This window comes from Pseudomonas sp. NFPP04 (assembly GCF_900113815.1).
Classification (GTDB): Bacteria; Pseudomonadota; Gammaproteobacteria; order Pseudomonadales; family Pseudomonadaceae; genus Aquipseudomonas; species Aquipseudomonas extremorientalis.
In genome coordinates this window covers 84,005-99,508 of the sequence record NZ_FOQS01000010.1, presented here as the reverse complement: position 1 = coordinate 99,508, position 15,504 = coordinate 84,005, and the positions used below count along the sequence as shown (strand labels likewise).

Here is a 15,504-nt window from a genome sequence, read left to right as displayed (position 1 = left end):
CCTCCCACAGGTGAATGCATTACCAATGTGGGAGGGGGCTTGCCCCCGATGAGGCCCTATCAGGCAACGCGGGGCCTCCTGACCAACCGCAACCCCGCGATCACCACCGCAAACACCGCAAACGTGGTGTTATACAACGCCAATGCCGGCAACCCGAACGTCATCCCCAGCACCGCCAACCCCCAGCCCACGCGGCCAGGCACAAAAAACGCCAGCACCGACGTGATCAGCGCGGTCCAGCCCAGCACCTTGAAGTGGATCATCAGGCCAAGGTTCGAACGCAATTGGCATTCCCAGCGGCTGGCTTCATCCACGCAAATGCCCACCCACTGGCCGTCCTCCATAAAGCCATAGCGCGCACCGTAACTGGCAGCCAACCATAGTGGCAGGGCAATAAGCAGCAAAATCAACGGTAAACGACGGGACATGGGCCACTCCGATAGGCAAAAACGGCGCTCAGCTTAATGCTCCGACAGCCGTTAGCAAGGCGCATACACACAATTAGTATTCATCAAAGCGCGGCAAAGTGTATCTTCTCGCTACTATTACCGCGATTCCGACGTTATTTACCGACTTTTCGTGCCGAGTGCTGGCACTTCGGCGACGAGGCGGTGGTCATAGCCTGCGAACTTCATTAAGCACGTTTCCTCCTAGGGATTAAGTCATGCTCCGTTCCTTGCGCTGTGCTGCCCTGCTGGGCAGCCTATTTCTGAGTGCGTCAGCACTGGCTGTCGATATTGACCAGGCCAGCTATGGCTACCCTTTGACCAACCCGTTTGAAGCGACCATCGCCACCACACCGCCCGATCTTCGGCCAAAGTTGCCGAGCGATGACGAGATCAACCAATCCGACTACACCCTGAACATGCGCCCCGAGCGCGAGTTCAGCCTGCCGGACAACTTCTGGGCGGTGAAGAAACTCACCTACCGCATCGCCAAGCAGGACCGAGCGGCGCCGCTGATCTTCCTGATCGCCGGTACTGGCGCGCGGTTTGACAGCAGCCTCAACGAATACCTGAAGAAACTGTATTACCAGGCCGGCTACCATGTGGTGCAACTGTCGTCGCCCACCAGCTTCGACTTCATCAGCGCCGCCTCGCGCTTCGCAACCCCGGGGATCACCCAGGAAGACGCGGAAGACATGTACCGCGTGATGCAAGCCGTGCGCGCGCAGAACGCCTCGTTGCCGGTCACCGACTTCTACCTCACCGGCTACAGCCTGGGCGGCCTGGATGCGGCGTTTGTGGCCAAGCTCGACGAGACCCGTCGCAGCTTCAACTTCAAGAAAGTCTTGCTGCTGAACCCGCCCGTCAACCTCTATACCTCGATCACCAACCTCGACAAGCTGGTACAGACCGAGGTCAAGGGCATCAACAACACCACCACCTTCTATGAGCTGGTGCTGAACAAGCTGACCCGTTACTTTCAGCAAAAGGGCTACATCGACCTCAACGACGCCCTGCTGTACGACTTCCAGCAGTCCAAGCAGCACTTGACCAACGAACAGATGGCCATGCTGATCGGCACCTCGTTCCGTTTTTCGGCGGCCGACATCGCCTTTACTTCGGACCTGATCAACCGCCGTGGCCTGATCATCCCGCCGAAGTACCCGATCACCGAAGGCACCAGCCTTACGCCGTTTCTCAAGCGAGCGTTGCAATGCGACTTCGATTGCTACCTCACCGAACAAGTGATCCCGATGTGGCGCGCGCGCTCCGATGGCGGCAGCCTGTTGCAACTGGTCGACCAGGTCAGCCTGTACGCCCTCAAGGACTACCTGCACAACAGCCCGAAAATCGCCGTCATGCATAACGCGGACGATGTGATCCTCGGCCCTGGCGACCTCGGTTTCCTGCGTAAAACCTTCGGCGATCGCTTGACCGTCTACCCGCTGGGCGGCCACTGCGGCAACCTCAATTACCGCGTCAACGCCGACGCCATGCTGGAGTTCTTCCGTGGCTAAATATCTTCTGCTGCTTGCCGCCTTGATGTGCGCAGGCGTGGCCAATGCCGACAACAGCAAGGCCCATGAGCCGGTCAACGTGGATGCCGACGGTTTCAAGGAACCGCTGAGCAAGCTCAAGTTCAACCCAGGCCTGGACCAGAGGGAGTTCGAGCGCTCATCGCTCACCGCACTCAACGTGTATGACCCGCTGGAGTCGTGGAACCGCCGCGTGTACCACTTCAACTACCGCTTCGACCAATGGGTGTTCCTGCCGGTGGTCAACGGCTACACCTATGTGACCCCCAGCTTCCTGCGTACCGGCGTCAGCAACTTCTTCAATAACCTGGGCGACGTGCCCAACCTGTTGAACAGCCTGCTGCAACTCAAGGGCCACCGCTCCCTGGAAACCACCGGGCGCCTGCTGGTCAACACCACCCTCGGTATTGCCGGCCTGTGGGACCCGGCCACCGCCATGGGCCTGCCGCGCCAGAGCGAAGACTTCGGCCAGACCCTGGGCTTCTACGGCGTGCCTGGCGGGGCGTATCTGGTGCTGCCGATCTTCGGTCCATCCAACCTGCGCGATACCACTGGCCTGATCGTCGACTACGGCGCGGAAACCCAGATCAACTTCCTCAACGTGTCGGAAGTCAGCTCCAACCACCCGGAAATATGGGCGTTGCGTGCGGTGGATAAACGCTATCAGACCAGCTTCCGGTACGGGCAGATGAACTCGCCGTTTGAATATGAGAAAGTGCGGTATATATATACTGAGTCTCGAAAGTTACAAATAGCCGAATAACATAAATTCAGCAAATACAGGGCTACCCGGTTATTCGGGGAGCCCTTTTTTATTGCCAAAGAATTTCAACATAACCAGTAAAAACCTCGCCTCGCGCCGTGCCGTTTTCATGGAACCGCCCAGCCATGCAACGCACTAATACTGCGCAACCGATACATTTTTCGGTCTCGCCAGAAAAACAGAAAATATACTTAATCAAATGGAGTTGTTTATTTATGACCACTATTAGAAACGACCACAGCGCTTCCAGTTTTACCCCTCCACCTCCGGCTACGATTTCAACAGCCCCAGTTCATCTCGGGCATGTGACCAGTCATGACCAAGACACATTCCATCTTCGTCTCCTTAAACAGGTCCTTGAACACCCTCTTTTTTCAACTCTAGACAAATGCGGAAAACCAGAGGGGGCTCACTTCCTGGACCTTAATAAATTTTATAAACAATTGGGTGGCAATTGGAACGACAAATCTCTAAGTCCGCTTCAGCGATTAAGCCTTGCGTTCAAGGCACTGGTTGTGCTTGAAAGTATTGACAGCATGGGCGGCGCTCACTCCAAGCAAAACGACAATAAAATCGATGGCGTCATGCGCAATCGACAGACGTTAGAGTCTCGCTATATTTCCAATACCGTACACGCAAATTCGGAATTCATGCGTTTATTGGATTATTGCGAAAGGGGAGAAGAAGCGTTGTCGGGCGATATCGTTAACCGGCGATAAGACTTCGCGAAGCATAACTTACAGACGGTAGGCAAACACTTCTTAGAAGGCCATTCGATTGAATGGCCTTTTTATTGCCAACAGAACACCCTACAACCAATACCTCTCACGCCAAATAGCTTTACATTCTTCCCACGACTGCAACGACACATTCCATACGAGGGAAAATGCCTTTCTTATAAATATTACAAACCATACACGTCAGGAACTGTCGCCGCCTCACCCACCAATCACTTTGCGAGGACAGCAAATGGACTCCAGCTTGACCTTCAATATCCGCTACATTCAAAATCACACAAGGATTATCACATGCCGTTTTCTATAGCCCCCGCCGCTCAAAAGTTTTTTTATACGGAACCCTCATTGCCTTCACAGCCTTCGAATCGTTGCGACCACGTGAAAAATGAGAAAGCAGAAAAAACCCCTTATCTTTCGTCTCTACGCCACGAACTCTCCTATCCCATCATTCACTTTGATCCGGTGACTAAAAAGTATGCGGTATCCAAACCCATCGACTTGTTAAAGAGGCAGGTAGGTGACTGGGATGATAAGAGTCGCAGCGTTGAAGAGAGGGAGACTTCCCGTCAGAAAGCCAACGAAACAATCAAACATTTTGATCAAAACGGTAATCAAAAAATCGACGGAGGTCGAACGTTTATTAACGCTGGGCCATATCACTTAGTGTCTGAATTGGCTAAACCGGGCTCTGAACTTGAAAAGTTCTATGAATACCTCACCTCCAAAGAACTACCAAAAGATCACCCACCCGCGACTGCCCCCAAAGAAAGACTCCGCAGCCCTGAACAAATAAAAAACGGGCCTTATTATTCGTCAATCAAGCACCGTATGAACGAGGAAATCGAGTACATAGATCCTCAAACAAAGAAATTAACAATAATTCGTTTAATCGACGCGATTAAGGCGCGAATAGGTGACTGGGACGCGACGGGGCTCAGCAAGAAGGCGCAGGCGAAAATATTGGACCGATTTGAAAAAGAGATTCTTATCCCAATCGATAAAAAAGGCGGAACGTCTTCTACCGCAGGTAACCAAGAAATCGACTTCCCTCCTCCGAATAGACTAATAGACAGAAAGATACGTCCCCACAGTATTGACGAACTGACCCTGCCGGGCTCAGAAGCAGATGTTCTTATGAGCTGGGCGATTTTTGGTGAACCTGTAAAATAACGACAGACGACTTCTTGACACCAGTGGAATTTCACTCTTTGTTTGGCAGGCGAGGTGCTGAAGCTGAAAAACTCCTTGAATGGCTCACCCGCCAGGATTGAGCGCGTCCCGTCTCGATGAGTAGAAGCCTGCGCCAGCAACACCTGACAGGTCCAGCACGTCACTCAGAAAATCTGTCCGCAAAAAGGCCATTCGAATGAATGGCCTTTTTTATTGCCAACGGATCAAGCCTTCGCGGCGTTCCAGAGCTTGCCCACTGCGCTGACCACCGCCAGCACCACTGCCCCCGCAACAATTCCCGCAATGCCGTTGAGCACCACCGGCACCAACCACGCCACCCCGCCCGCACCCTGGCTGACCGTTTCAATCCAGTGATGCACCACCGGCACGCCATGGGTAAGAATCCCACCGCCGACCAGGAACATCGCCGCCGTTCCGATCACCGACAGGCTCTTCATCATGTACGGTGCCGCTTGCAGGATGGCACCGCCGATACTGCGCGCCACCTGACCGGGCTTGCGGGTAAGCCACAGGCCCAGGTCATCCAGCTTGACGATACCGGCCACCAGTCCGTAGACGCCCACCGTCATGACGATGGCAATGCCGGACAGTACGATCACCTGCTGCATCAGCGGCGCATCGGCCACGGTGCCGAGGGTGATGGCGATGATTTCGGCGGAAAGGATGAAGTCGGTACGAATGGCACCCTTGATCTTGTCCTTTTCGAAGGCCACCAGGACGGTTGCCGGATCGACCACGGCCTCGACCAACTGCGCATGTTCAGCCTGGTCCTGATCCTTGCTGTGCAGAAACTTGTGCGCGAGTTTCTCGAAACCTTCGAAACACAGGTAGGCACCGCCGAGCATCAATAAGGGCGTCACCGCCCACGGCGCGAACGCACTGATCAACAGCGCTGCGGGCACCAGGATCAACTTGTTGACGAAGGAGCCCTTGGCCACCGCCCACACCACGGGGATTTCCCGTTCGGCGCGCACGCCGGAGACCTGCTGGGCATTGAGCGCGAGGTCATCGCCCAGCACCCCGGCGGTCTTCTTCGCCGCCATCTTGGTCATCAGGACAACGTCATCGAGTACCGCGGCGATATCGTCGATCAACACCAACAAGCTGCTTCCTGCCATGAATCGGGCTTCCGTAAGAGTGAGATGGCGCGAGCATAACGCGGCGCAAGGCCCGACGGGCAGATTGTTGAGGCGCGCGGATAGCCGGTGCTACCATGCGCAACCGCCAGTCTTGGCAAGGAAACTCCAGGTTTATGAGCACCATTCGCGAGCGCAACAAAGAAAAGATCCTGCGGGCGGCGAGCGAGGAGTTCGCCGACAAGGGCTTCGCCGCGACCAAAACCAGCGACATCGCCGCCAAGGCCGGCCTGCCCAAGCCCAACGTCTACTACTACTTCAAGTCCAAGGACAACCTCTACCGCGAGGTGCTCGAAAGCATCATCGAGCCGATCCTGGCCGCCTCCACGCCATTCAATCCGCAGGGCGACCCCAAGGAAGTCCTGAGCAACTACATCCGCTCGAAAATACGCATTTCCCGCGACCTGCCGTTTGCCTCCAAGGTGTTCGCCAGCGAAATCATGCACGGCGCGCCGCACCTGAGCGCTGATCAGGTCGAGCAACTGAATGCCCAGGCCAAACACAACATCGCGTGCATCCAGGATTGGGTGGATCGTGGCCTGATCGCGGCGATTGACCCCAATCACTTGATGTTCAGCATCTGGGCGGCCACACAGACCTACGCGGATTTCGACTGGCAGATCTCGGCAGTGACCGGCAAGGCCAAGTTGGATGAAGCGGATTACGAGGCGGCGGCGCAGACCATTATCCGGTTGGTGCTCAAGGGCTGTGAGCCGGACTGACACACCGTGTGTGTGTGTGTGCCAATCGGGGGCAAGTCAACACAAAATCAAGCTGACACCCCGGCATCCGCCATCAACCCCACCCCCTCGATCGCCGTGATCGCACACTGCTCATCAATATCCGACGTATCCCCGCTGATCCCGATCGCGCCCAGCACCACACCTTCCTGACTTCGAATCAACACCCCACCCGGCGCTGGCACCACACTGCCCTGCCCCAGGCTGTTCAATGCGGCGATAAAGGCCGGGCGTTGCTGCGCGTCCAGCGCCAGCAGGCGTGACCCCTTGCCCAGGGCAATCGCCCCCCAGGCCTTGCCAATGGCGATCTGCGGGCGCAGCAAGCTCGCGCCGTCCTCCCGTTGCAGGGCGATCAAGTGACCGCCGCTGTCGAGTACCGCGATGGTCAGCGGCGCCGCCGCAACACTGCGCCCTGCAGCAAGGGCCTGACTGGCCAGTTGGGTGGCAATTTTCAAGGTTAAAGCGCTCATGGTGCCGTCCTTCTTTTGTTATTGGGAACGCGGTGCAGGTCTGAATGATCAGATGCTCCACCCGACAAATAGAACACAATGACTTTTATTTTTGTATACAATATTTTCGCACAAAAGCTCCATACGTCGAAAAAAGCCGTTCCGACGAACGCAAAGGCCAGTTTATAAAATGCATTGACCTGCGCAGCCCGCCGTGAATACACTTTGGACAGACACCACTTGTATACAATTACAAAACGCAAGAGGCACCAAAATAATGAGCAAAATGAGAGCAATCGAAGCCGCCGTCCTTGTCATGCGCCGTGAAGGCGTAGACACCGCCTTCGGTATCCCAGGCGCCGCGATCAACCCGCTGTATTCGGCCTTGCAGAAGGTGGGTGGCATCGATCACGTCCTTGCTCGCCACGTTGAAGGCGCCTCCCACATGGCCGAGGGCTACACCCGCACCAAGGCCGGCAACATCGGCGTGTGCATCGGCACGTCGGGCCCGGCGGGCACCGACATGGTCACGGGTCTTTACAGCGCCTCGGCCGATTCCATCCCGATCCTGTGCATCACCGGGCAAGCGCCCCGCGCCCGCATGCATAAGGAAGATTTCCAGGCCGTGGACATCACCAGCATCGTCAAGCCGGTGACCAAGTGGGCAACCACTGTCCTGGAGCCCGGCCAAGTGCCGTATGCCTTTCAGAAAGCCTTCTATGAAATGCGCTCCGGCCGCCCGGGCCCGGTACTGATCGACCTGCCCTTCGACGTGCAGATGGCCGAGATCGAATTCGACATCGACGCCTACCAGCCGCTGCCCCTGGCCAAGCCTTTGGCCACCCGCGTGCAGGTGGAAAAAGCCCTCGCCCTGCTGGACCAGGCCGAGCGCCCGCTGCTGGTGAGTGGTGGTGGCGTGATCAACGCCGACGCCAGCGAGCTGCTGGTGGAATTCGCTGAGTTGACCGGCATCCCAGTGATCCCGACCCTGATGGGCTGGGGCACCATCCCTGACGATCATCCGCAGATGGTCGGCATGGTCGGCCTGCAAACCTCCCACCGGTATGGCAACGCGACGCTGCTCAAGTCGGACGTGGTGCTGGGCATCGGTAACCGCTGGGCCAACCGTCACACCGGTTCGGTGGAGGTGTACACCGAGGGCCGCACGTTCATTCACGTCGACATCGAGCCCACGCAGATTGGCCGCGTCTTCACCCCGGACCTGGGCATCGTCTCCGACGCCGGCTCCGCCCTGACAATGTTCATTGAAGTGGCCCGCGAGTGGAAAGCTGCCGGCAAACTCAAGGATCGCAGTGCCTGGCTGCACGACTGCCAGCAGCGCAAGGCCACCCTGCACCGCAAGACGCACTTCGACAACGTACCGGTCAAGCCACAACGTGTGTATGAAGAAATGAACCAGGTGTTCGGCAAAGACACCTGCTACGTCAGCACCATCGGCCTGTCGCAGATTGCCGGCGCGCAGTTCCTGCACGTGTACAAGCCACGCCACTGGATCAACTGCGGCCAGGCCGGCCCATTGGGCTGGACCATCCCCGCCGCCCTCGGCGTGGTCAAGGCCGACCCGAGCCGCAAGGTGGTGGCGCTGTCCGGCGACTACGACTTCCAGTTCATGATCGAAGAACTGGCCGTGGGCGCGCAGTTCAAGCTGCCGTATATCCACGTGGTGGTGAACAACTCCTACCTGGGCTTGATCCGCCAGGCCCAGCGTGGGTTTGAAATGGACTACTGCGTGCAGCTGTCCTTCGACAACCTCAACGCCCCGGAGCTCAACGGTTATGGCGTAGACCACGTGGCCGTCGCCGAAGGCCTGGGTTGCAAGGCCCTGCGCGTGTTCGAGCCAGGCCAGATCGCGCCGGCACTGCGCCGCGCCGAGGCAATGATCGAAGAATTCAAGGTGCCGGTGATCGTTGAGATTATTCTGGAGCGCGTGACCAATATTTCCATGGGCACCGAGATCAACGCCGTCAATGAATTCGAAGATCTGGCGCTGGTCGGCAATGATGCGCCGACTGCCATTTCCCTGCTCGATTAAGGAGAACCCTATGCCGCGTTTCGCCGCCAACCTGTCCATGCTGTTTACCGAACAGGACTTCCTTGCCCGCTTCAAAGCGGCTGCCGATGCCGGTTTTCAAGGGGTCGAATACCTGTTCCCGTATGAATTCAGTTCCGCTGAAATCAAGGCGCAGCTCGACGCCAACGGCCTGACCCAGGTGCTGTTCAACCTGCCGGCCGGTGACTGGGCCAAGGGTGAACGCGGCCTGGCGTGTCACCCGGACCGCGTCGAAGAGTTCCGCGCCGGGGTCAAGCTGGCCATCGCCTACGCCCAGGTGCTGGGCAACACCCAGATCAACTGCCTGGCGGGCATCCGCCCACACGGCGTTGATGACGAAACCCTGGAAAAAACCTTCGTCGCCAACCTCAAGTACGCCGCTGAAAAACTGCAAGCGGTGGGCATCAAGCTGGTGATGGAAGCGATCAATACCCGCGACATCCCTGGCTTCTACCTGAACAACACGGCGCAGGCCCTGTCGATTCGCGAACAGGTCGGCAGCGACAACCTGTTCCTGCAGTACGACATCTACCACATGCAAATCATGGAAGGCGACCTGGCCCGCACCATGGCCGCGCACCTGGGCGAGATCAACCATATCCAGTTGGCGGACAACCCGGGACGTAACGAGCCGGGCACCGGTGAGATCAACTACCGCTTCCTGTTCGAACATCTGGACCGCATCGGCTACACGGGTTGGGTCGGCTGTGAATACAAGCCGTTGACCACCACCGAAGCGGGTTTGGGTTGGTTGAAGACCCATAACGCCATCTAATAAAAAGAGGATTCTTTCATGGCTAAAATCGGATTCATCGGCACCGGCATCATGGGCCAACCCATGGCCGCGAACCTGCAGAAAGCAGGCCACCAACTGTTCCTCTCCGAGCACCACGGCAAGGCCCCGCAAGCGCTGATCGACGCTGGCGCCGTGGCCCTGGCCAACCCGCAGCAGGTGGCGCAGGAAGCCGAGTTCATCATCGTGATGGTGCCGGATACACCTCAGGTGGATGACGTGCTGTTCCGCAAGGACGGCGTCGCCGCAGGCCTGTCGCCGAACAAGGTGGTGATCGACATGAGTTCGATCTCCCCCACTGCCACCAAGGCATTCGCCGCGAAGATCAACGAGACCGGCGCGCAGTACCTGGACGCGCCCGTGTCCGGTGGCGAAGTCGGCGCCAAGGCCGGCACCCTGAGCATCATGATCGGTGGCGAGCCGCAGACCTTCGAACGCGCCTTGCCGCTGTTCCAGGCCATGGGCAAGAACATCACGTTGGTGGGCGGCAATGGCGATGGCCAGACCGCCAAGGTCGCCAACCAGATCATCGTGGCGCTGAATATCCAGGCGGTGGCCGAAGCATTGTTATTCGCGTCCAGGAACGGTGCCGACCCGGCCAAGGTGCGTGAAGCCCTGATGGGCGGCTTTGCCTCGTCGAAAATCCTCGAAGTGCATGGCGAACGCATGATCAAGGGCACCTTTGATCCGGGCTTCCGTATCAACCTGCACCAGAAAGACCTCAACCTGGCACTGGCCGGGGCCAAGGAGCTGGGAATCAACCTGCCGAACACCGCCGGTACGCAACAGGTGTTCAGCACTTGCGCCGCGATTGGCGGCGGCAACTGGGACCATTCGGCGCTGATCAAGGGCCTGGAGCATATGGCGAACTTCTCGATTCGCGATAAATAACCCCTGATGAGCTGCAGTCAAATTGTGGGAGGGGCGGTGCGACGATTCGACTTGCCCCCGATAGCGGTGTATCAACCGACAAAAATGTTGAATGAAAGAATGCCATCGGGGGCAAGCCCCCTCCCACCATTTGACCCCATTCCAAGCCTGAAATTGACGCACCTCTAATAACAAAAATCCCCGGGAGCCCGCTTATGTCGGTCGATCCGCAACACCTGCTTCGCGCGCTGTTTGCCACAGCCATCGACGCCGCCCACCCCCGGCAAGTCCTTGAACCCTGCCTGCCCGCCGACCGCAGCGGCCGTGTGATCGTGATCGGCGCCGGCAAGGCGGCCGCCGCCAAGGCGCTGGTCGTGGAGAACTGCTGGCAGGGCGACGTCAGCGGCCTGGTGGTCACCCGTTACGGCCACGGCGCACCCTGCAAAAAAATCGAAGTGGTCGAAGCCGCGCACCCGGTGCCCGATGCGGCGGGCCTCGCGGTGGCCAAGCGCGTTCTGGCATTGATCGGTAACCTCGGTGAAGACGACCGCGTGATCTTCCTGCTGTCCGGTGGCGGTTCCGCCTTGCTGGCACTGCCCGCCGAAGGCATCACCCTGGCCGACAAACAGGCCATCAACAAAGCCCTGCTCAAATCCGGCGCGACCATCGGCGAGATGAATTGCGTGCGCAAGCACCTCTCCGCAATCAAGGGCGGCCGCCTGGCGAAAGCCGCATGGCCGGCGACGGTCTACACCTATGCGATTTCCGACGTACCCGGCGATCAGGCCACGGTGATTGCCTCCGGGCCCACGGTGGGCGACCCGAGCACCTCGCAACAGGCCCTGGCGATCCTCAAGCGCTACCACATCGACGTTCCCGCCTCGGTGCGCAATTGGTTGCAAGACCCGGCCTCGGAAACCGTCAAGCCCGGCGACCCGGTGCTCTCGCGCAGCCACTTCCAATTGGTCGCCCGCCCGCAGCAATCTCTCGAAGCCGTGGCGGTGAAAGTGCGCCAGGCCGGGTTCAGCCCATTGATCCTCGGCGACCTGGAAGGCGAAGCGCGGGACGTGGCCAAGGTACACGCCGGCATTGCCCGGCAAATCGTGCAACACGGCCAGCCGCTGGCGGCGCCATGCGTGATTCTCTCCGGTGGCGAAACCACCGTCACCGTGCGCGGCACTGGCCGTGGCGGGCGCAACGCGGAGTTCCTGCTGAGCCTCACCGATAGCCTCAAGGGCCTGCCCGGCGTATACGCCCTGGCCGGTGATACCGACGGTATCGACGGCTCGGAAGACAACGCCGGCGCCATCATGACCCCCTGCAGTTACCGCCGCGCCGAAGCCCTCGGCCTGTCGGCCAGCGACGAATTGGACAACAACAACGGCTACGGCTATTTCGCCGCCCTCGACGGGTTGATCGTCACCGAGCCGACGCGCACCAACGTCAACGACTTCCGCGCCATCCTGATCCTTGAGACTGCCCAACATGACGCCTGACAAGAAGGTCAAAATCCTCGCCACCCTGGGCCCGGCCACCGACGGTATCGATGACATCCGCGAACTGGTGGAAGCCGGGGTGAATATCTTCCGGCTCAATTTCAGCCACGGCGACCATGCCGACCACGCCCAGCGCTACCAATGGATCCGCCAGGTCGAGCGCCAGCTGAATTACCCGTTGGGCATCCTCATGGATTTACAGGGGCCGAAGCTGCGGGTCGGGCGTTTTGCCGAGGGCAAGGTGCAACTGGTGCGCGGCCAGGCCCTGCGCCTTGACCTGGATCCGACGCCGGGCGACCAGCGCCGGGTCAACCTGCCCCACCCGGAAATCATCGCGGCGCTGGAGCCGGGCATGGACCTGCTGCTGGATGACGGCAAGCTGCGTCTGCGGGTCATCACCAAACATACTGACGCCATCGACACCACCGTGCTCAATGGTGGCGAACTGTCGGACCGCAAAGGCGTGAACGTCCCACAAGCCCTGTTGGAACTCAGCCCACTGACCGCCAAGGATCGGCGCGACCTGAGCTTCGGCCTGGAACTGGGCGTGGACTGGGTGGCGCTGTCGTTTGTGCAGCGCCCGGAGGATATCCGCGAAGCCCGCGAGCTGATCGGCGACAAGGCCTTCCTGATGGCCAAGATTGAAAAGCCCTCGGCCGTGCTGCGCCTGCGGGAAATCGCCGAACTGAGCGACGCCATCATGGTGGCCCGGGGCGACCTGGGCGTGGAAGTGCCGGCCGAGAGCGTGCCGCAGATCCAGAAAGACATCATCCGTACCTGCCGCCAACTGGGCAAACCGGTGGTGGTGGCCACACAGATGCTGGAGTCGATGCGCTTCTCGCCGGCGCCGACCCGTGCCGAAGTCACCGATGTCGCCAACGCCGTGGCCGAAGGCGCGGACGCGGTGATGCTGTCGGCGGAAACGGCGTCCGGCGAGTACCCGCTGGAAGCCGTGCAGATGATGAGCAAGATCATCCGTCAGGTGGAAAACGGCCCGGACTACCAGACCCAGCTCGACGTCAACCGGCCCAAGGCGGATGCCACGGTGTCGGACGCACTCAGCTGTGCGATCCGCCGCATCAGCAGCATCCTGCCGGTGGCGGTGCTGGTGAACTACAGCGAGTCGGGCAGTTCCAGCCTGCGCGCGGCCAGGGAGCGGCCAGTGGCGCCGATCCTCAACCTTACGCCGAACCTGTCCACGGCGCGGCGCTTGAGCGTGGCGTGGGGCGTGCACTCGGTGGTCAATGACCGCCTGCGCCAAGTGGATGAGGTGTGCTCCACGGCACTGGAGATAGCCCAGGCACAGGGCATGGCGGAGCGTGGGGATACGTTGGTGATTACGGCGGGGGTGCCGTTCGGGCAGCCGGGGTCGACCAATTCGCTGCGTATCGAGACGCTGATTTAGCGTCTGTAAGGCCCTCATCGGGGGCAAGCCCCCTCCCACATTTGAATCTGTGAACCCAATCAAGTGTGGGAGGGGCTTGCCCCCGATGGGAACAACTCGGTCCCACTGATTAATCACCATGCACAACCCATCCTGCCCTGACTGGGCCGAAGCGCTGCTCAACGGCTTCAGCCAGATCTTCCTGCAGCGCCAGCCGCTGTGCGGCCTGCTGTGCCTGCTGGCGATCCTGATCGGCGCCCCGGCCTTGTTCGGCGGGGCGCTGCTGGGTGGCGTGGCGGGGTTGCTCACGGCCCAGCGTCGCGGTTATCCCAAGGCCGAACGCCAGGCCGGCCTTTACAGCTACAACGGCGTTCTGCTGGGCTTATTGATCAGCCAGCACTTTGCCTGGTCGGCGTTGTTGCCGCCGCTGATCCTGGCGTGCGGCGGACTGGCGGCGATGTTGACACGGCAATGGTTGAAACACGCCGACCAGCCCAATGACTTGCCCGCTTACACGGTGCCTTTTGTCGGCCTGGGCTGGTTGTTGCTGGGCACGGTGCCGCAGAACACGTTTGCCCTGGGCGAACCCGACACCTTGGCTATCCTCACGGCGCCTTTTACCGGGCTTGCGCAGATCATGCTGCTGGACCAACCAGTGGCGGGCGCGCTGATTGCACTGGGTCTGTGGCTGGCCAACCGCCGCGCCGCTGTATGGGCGCTGATCGGTGCCAGCGTCGGTGTGCTGCTTGCGCTGTGGCTGGACGAACCTGCGGGCGCCCTCCTCGGCCTGCACAGCTACAACCCGGCATTGGCGGCCATGGCATTGAGCCAGATGCGTCGCCAACCCTGGTTGCCGCTGCTCGGTATCCTGCTGGCGATCCTCCTCACACCGGGCTTTGCGGCCCTGCACCTGCCCGCATTGACCGCGCCATTCATACTCGCCTGCTGGCTGATACGCGCAGGTGTTCGAGTGCTTCAGAAACCCCGCATGGACAGCCCCTTCGAATCCCCCTAGGCTTGCTCGATATTCGATTCAGGCGGGCTTTATGGACAGCAACAACGACTGGCGCCAACGGCTCTACGTCATGGTTTTTCAAAGTGACACAGTCGCCGGGCGGCGCTTCGATGGCATCCTGCTGCTGATCATCCTCGCCAGCCTGGTGATCGTGATGCTCGACAGCATTGACCAGATTCACCAGAACTACGCCGACGTGCTGGCGTACATCGAGTGGGGGTTCACCCTCATCTTCCTGATCGAGTACGGGCTGCGGCTGTACTGTTCGCCCAAACCCTTGCGCTACGCCTTCAGCTTTTATGGGTTGGTGGATTTGCTGGCCATCGTGCCCGGTATCCTTGCGCTGTATTACAGCGACGCGCAGTACCTGCTGATCGTCCGCATCATCAGGATGCTGCGGATCTTCCGCGTGCTCAAGCTCAGCCCCTACCTCAAGCAGGCCAACTACCTGATGGCGGCGCTGCGCGGCAGCAAGCAGAAGATCGTGGTGTTCCTGGTCAGCGTGTGCACCCTGGTGACGGTGTTCGGCACCCTGATGTACGTGATCGAAGGCCCGGAGCACGGCTTTACCAGTATTCCCAAGGGCATCTACTGGGCCATCGTGACCCTGACCACGGTGGGCTTTGGCGACATCGTGCCCAAGACCCCGCTGGGCCAGGTGATTTCGTCCCTGGTGATGATCACCGGTTACTCGATCATCGCCGTGCCCACCGGGATTTTCACCGCCGAACTGGCCAGTGCCATGCGCGGTGAACAATTGCAGCATGACTGCCCGGTGTGCAAGAAAGACAGTCATGAGCCAAACGCAGCGTTCTGCTCACGCTGTGGCAGTCATCTTTTCAAGAAAGTGGAATAAGCAAAGTTCGTTTTAATCTTTA

General features: G+C 59.4%; 15 protein-coding genes. 12 read left to right on the top strand and 3 right to left on the bottom strand.

Annotated features, from left to right (window positions below):
• Positions 1–59: 59 nt before the first annotated feature.
• Positions 60–428, bottom strand: coding sequence for a hypothetical protein (locus BM017_RS20655; protein ID WP_092247821.1), 369 nt, complete (start codon positions 426–428; stop codon positions 60–62).
• Positions 429–664: 236 nt separating this feature from the next.
• Here BM017_RS20655 and BM017_RS20650 point away from each other — a divergent pair, with 236 nt between their 5' ends.
• From BM017_RS20650 to BM017_RS20640, 4 genes are all read left to right on the top strand, one after another.
• Positions 665–1,963, top strand: coding sequence for a serine/threonine protein kinase (locus BM017_RS20650; protein ID WP_071488466.1), 1,299 nt, complete (start codon positions 665–667; stop codon positions 1,961–1,963).
• Positions 1,956–2,744 (top strand): MlaA family lipoprotein, encoded by a 789-nt coding sequence (locus BM017_RS20645; protein ID WP_092247818.1) that lies wholly within the window; start codon positions 1,956–1,958, stop codon positions 2,742–2,744. The genes BM017_RS20650 and BM017_RS20645 overlap by 8 nt, the downstream gene beginning before the upstream one ends.
• 125 nt (positions 2,745–2,869) lie before the next feature.
• A complete protein-coding gene (locus BM017_RS28925; RefSeq protein ID WP_139212891.1) occupies positions 2,870–3,463 on the top strand; it encodes a hypothetical protein in 594 nt (197 codons plus the stop codon).
• 309 nt (positions 3,464–3,772) lie between these two features.
• Positions 3,773–4,651, top strand: coding sequence for a hypothetical protein (locus BM017_RS20640; RefSeq protein ID WP_092247816.1), 879 nt, complete (start codon positions 3,773–3,775; stop codon positions 4,649–4,651).
• Between the two features lie 224 nt (positions 4,652–4,875).
• On the opposite strand, the gene BM017_RS20635 is transcribed toward BM017_RS20640, so the two are convergent.
• Positions 4,876–5,790 carry a DUF808 domain-containing protein gene (locus BM017_RS20635; RefSeq protein ID WP_092247813.1) on the bottom strand — a complete coding sequence of 305 codons (915 nt, stop codon included), beginning with the start codon at positions 5,788–5,790 and terminating at the stop codon, positions 4,876–4,878.
• Between the two features lie 134 nt (positions 5,791–5,924).
• Between BM017_RS20635 and BM017_RS20630 the strand changes: the two genes are divergently transcribed.
• Entirely contained in the window at positions 5,925–6,530 is a 606-nt protein-coding gene (locus tag BM017_RS20630; RefSeq protein WP_092247810.1) for a TetR/AcrR family transcriptional regulator, read from the top strand.
• Between the two features lie 47 nt (positions 6,531–6,577).
• On the opposite strand, the gene BM017_RS20625 is transcribed toward BM017_RS20630, so the two are convergent.
• Entirely contained in the window at positions 6,578–7,018 is a 441-nt protein-coding gene (locus BM017_RS20625) for a GlcG/HbpS family heme-binding protein (RefSeq protein ID WP_092247807.1), read from the bottom strand.
• Between the two features lie 256 nt (positions 7,019–7,274).
• Here BM017_RS20625 and gcl point away from each other — a divergent pair, with 256 nt between their 5' ends.
• From gcl to BM017_RS20590, 7 genes are all read left to right on the top strand, one after another.
• Entirely contained in the window at positions 7,275–9,050 is a 1,776-nt protein-coding gene (gcl, locus tag BM017_RS20620) for a glyoxylate carboligase (protein ID WP_092247804.1), read from the top strand.
• A 10-nt stretch (positions 9,051–9,060) separates the two neighbouring features.
• Complete coding sequence (hyi, locus tag BM017_RS20615; protein WP_071488471.1) at positions 9,061–9,843, top strand: hydroxypyruvate isomerase; 783 nt, start codon at positions 9,061–9,063, stop codon at positions 9,841–9,843.
• An 18-nt stretch (positions 9,844–9,861) separates the two neighbouring features.
• Positions 9,862–10,752, top strand: coding sequence for a 2-hydroxy-3-oxopropionate reductase (locus BM017_RS20610; RefSeq protein ID WP_071488472.1), 891 nt, complete (start codon positions 9,862–9,864; stop codon positions 10,750–10,752).
• Positions 10,753–10,946: 194 nt separating this feature from the next.
• Entirely contained in the window at positions 10,947–12,227 is a 1,281-nt protein-coding gene (locus tag BM017_RS20605; protein ID WP_092247801.1) for a glycerate kinase type-2 family protein, read from the top strand.
• Positions 12,217–13,632 carry a pyruvate kinase gene (pyk, locus tag BM017_RS20600; protein ID WP_092247797.1) on the top strand — a complete coding sequence of 472 codons (1,416 nt, stop codon included), beginning with the start codon at positions 12,217–12,219 and terminating at the stop codon, positions 13,630–13,632. The genes BM017_RS20605 and pyk overlap by 11 nt, the downstream gene beginning before the upstream one ends.
• Positions 13,633–13,750: 118 nt before the next feature.
• Positions 13,751–14,626 carry an urea transporter gene (locus BM017_RS20595; RefSeq protein WP_092247794.1) on the top strand — a complete coding sequence of 292 codons (876 nt, stop codon included), beginning with the start codon at positions 13,751–13,753 and terminating at the stop codon, positions 14,624–14,626.
• Between the two features lie 31 nt (positions 14,627–14,657).
• Positions 14,658–15,482 (top strand): ion transporter, encoded by an 825-nt coding sequence (locus tag BM017_RS20590; protein WP_092247791.1) that lies wholly within the window; start codon positions 14,658–14,660, stop codon positions 15,480–15,482.
• The last annotated feature ends 22 nt before the right edge of the window (positions 15,483–15,504 follow it).

Excerpts from the sequence above, each read along its gene's own strand:
- BM017_RS20595 (WP_092247794.1), top strand. The coding sequence starts at position 13,751 with ATGCACAACCCATCCTGCCCTGACTGGGCCGAAGCGCTGCTCAACGGC.
- gcl (WP_092247804.1), top strand. The coding sequence starts at position 7,275 with ATGAGCAAAATGAGAGCAATCGAAGCCGCCGTCCTTGTCATGCGCCGT.
- pyk (WP_092247797.1), top strand. The coding sequence starts at position 12,217 with ATGACGCCTGACAAGAAGGTCAAAATCCTCGCCACCCTGGGCCCGGCC.
- BM017_RS28925 (WP_139212891.1), top strand. The coding sequence starts at position 2,870 with ATGCAACGCACTAATACTGCGCAACCGATACATTTTTCGGTCTCGCCA.
- BM017_RS20650 (WP_071488466.1), top strand. The coding sequence starts at position 665 with ATGCTCCGTTCCTTGCGCTGTGCTGCCCTGCTGGGCAGCCTATTTCTG.
- BM017_RS20640 (WP_092247816.1), top strand. The coding sequence starts at position 3,773 with ATGCCGTTTTCTATAGCCCCCGCCGCTCAAAAGTTTTTTTATACGGAA.
- BM017_RS20610 (WP_071488472.1), top strand. The coding sequence starts at position 9,862 with ATGGCTAAAATCGGATTCATCGGCACCGGCATCATGGGCCAACCCATG.
- BM017_RS20630 (WP_092247810.1), top strand. The coding sequence starts at position 5,925 with ATGAGCACCATTCGCGAGCGCAACAAAGAAAAGATCCTGCGGGCGGCG.
- BM017_RS20655 (WP_092247821.1), bottom strand. The coding sequence starts at position 428 with ATGTCCCGTCGTTTACCGTTGATTTTGCTGCTTATTGCCCTGCCACTA.
- BM017_RS20635 (WP_092247813.1), bottom strand. The coding sequence starts at position 5,790 with ATGGCAGGAAGCAGCTTGTTGGTGTTGATCGACGATATCGCCGCGGTA.
- BM017_RS20590 (WP_092247791.1), top strand. The coding sequence starts at position 14,658 with ATGGACAGCAACAACGACTGGCGCCAACGGCTCTACGTCATGGTTTTT.
- hyi (WP_071488471.1), top strand. The coding sequence starts at position 9,061 with ATGCCGCGTTTCGCCGCCAACCTGTCCATGCTGTTTACCGAACAGGAC.
- BM017_RS20625 (WP_092247807.1), bottom strand. The coding sequence starts at position 7,018 with ATGAGCGCTTTAACCTTGAAAATTGCCACCCAACTGGCCAGTCAGGCC.
- BM017_RS20605 (WP_092247801.1), top strand. The coding sequence starts at position 10,947 with ATGTCGGTCGATCCGCAACACCTGCTTCGCGCGCTGTTTGCCACAGCC.